The organism is Roseobacter sinensis (assembly GCF_025755255.1).
GTDB lineage: Bacteria > Pseudomonadota > Alphaproteobacteria > Rhodobacterales > Rhodobacteraceae > Roseobacter > Roseobacter sinensis.
Genome location: NZ_JALIEB010000060.1, coordinates 1 through 1323, shown reverse-complemented (window position 1 = coordinate 1323; position 1323 = coordinate 1). Strand labels below are relative to the sequence as shown.

The following is a 1323-nucleotide window of genomic DNA, read 5'->3' as shown; positions in this document are numbered from 1 at the left end:
CGCAACCGGATCGAGGCCATGTTCGGCAGGCTCAACGACTGGCGGCGCGTGGCAACCCGTTAAGACTGATGCCCGAAGTCTTCCTCTCAGCCCTCGCACTCGCAGCACTCGTCACTGACTGGCTGTCAGGCCTGAACTTAGGTGAGCTCTGAAATTTGCGCTGAGCGCGCACGCAACACAAGAAATGCACGAATGGGAAGCAGCACCTTCTGCGATGCCGCGAGAAGAGCGGCCGGTCTTGCTGGACACAGCCTGTTTGGTCAGGCAAATTCGTACGTCGCCGGAAGAACGTCAGCTTAAACGGCACGGAACTGACCAGTATCGCCGTGCGTATGCAGTATCCGAAAACCTGCCGCCCAGCGACTTCGCTGCGAAAACCAAAATGGACAGACTGACCGAGTAGGACTTCACGGAGGCTAAGGGCTCTCCGTTATGTGGAGGAAACTTGTGGCTCAGGTCTGCTGGTATGATGTGAAAGAAGGCAACGACGTTAACCATGTCTACAGGTCAAAATTGAAGTCGGTAATTCAAGTCAATTACCACACTTCTCAAATTGAGACGAGCTTGTGAGATCCAAGATGACCAACTCTAATCGCGGCCTTGCTACTCTGGGCCTCGTCTTTGCGTGCGCTATACCGACAACACTCTTAGGAGATGATCGGCAAATTCTGGTTGACGCCATTGAACGTTCTTACACTTCGACCAGGTTCGATCGTATCGAAGTCGAATTCTCTTCTTGTGAGGTTCGAGTACGTGTCGAGGACCTGCAAGCATGCTCGGTCGATACCAATAGCAACGTATTGGAGTACTATGTCGATCTGAAAGACAACGTTCCGCTTACTGACTCGGCGGCGACGAGGCCACTTGGCGATACTCTAAGAACCTGGTTCAGGTTTGAAGCATCAGGCTCGTGGGCCTCTAGAAGTGGTTTGTTGATCAATAAGTATGATCAACTTCTTTCTAAAGCTAGACAAGAGGTGGGGTGGGGATCACTGGCCGCAGATCTGGCCTTCGATCGCTTTAGCGCGCAGCATCCCATAAGCACACTGAGAGCCTACCAGGTTTTCGAGTACTGTGATGGGGGACGCAGTATAAGTCCAAAAGTCGAGCGCCTCCGCTTTCATAGTCAAGATCCCGACCTTATCTTGTCTACTTTTTCTCGTGTGGCTGAGCAATGCCTCAACCCTTCTTGAATTCGAACCGTTAGCAATTCGTGAGTGGGACTTTCTAATGAGGACTTGTCCCTGTGTCCTTCCCCCTTAGAACTGGGCCATTAAAGTGGTCACCGAAGGGGGACATTGAATGGCGAGGAAGCGACATTCA

General features: G+C 52.0%; 1 protein-coding gene. It reads left to right on the top strand.

Going from position 1 to position 1323, the window contains the following annotated elements; translation table 11 throughout:
* Positions 1-578 precede the first annotated feature (578 nt).
* Entirely contained in the window at positions 579-1193 is a 615-nt protein-coding gene (locus MUB52_RS23870; RefSeq protein WP_263846660.1) for a hypothetical protein, read from the top strand.
* The last annotated feature ends 130 nt before the right edge of the window (positions 1194-1323 follow it).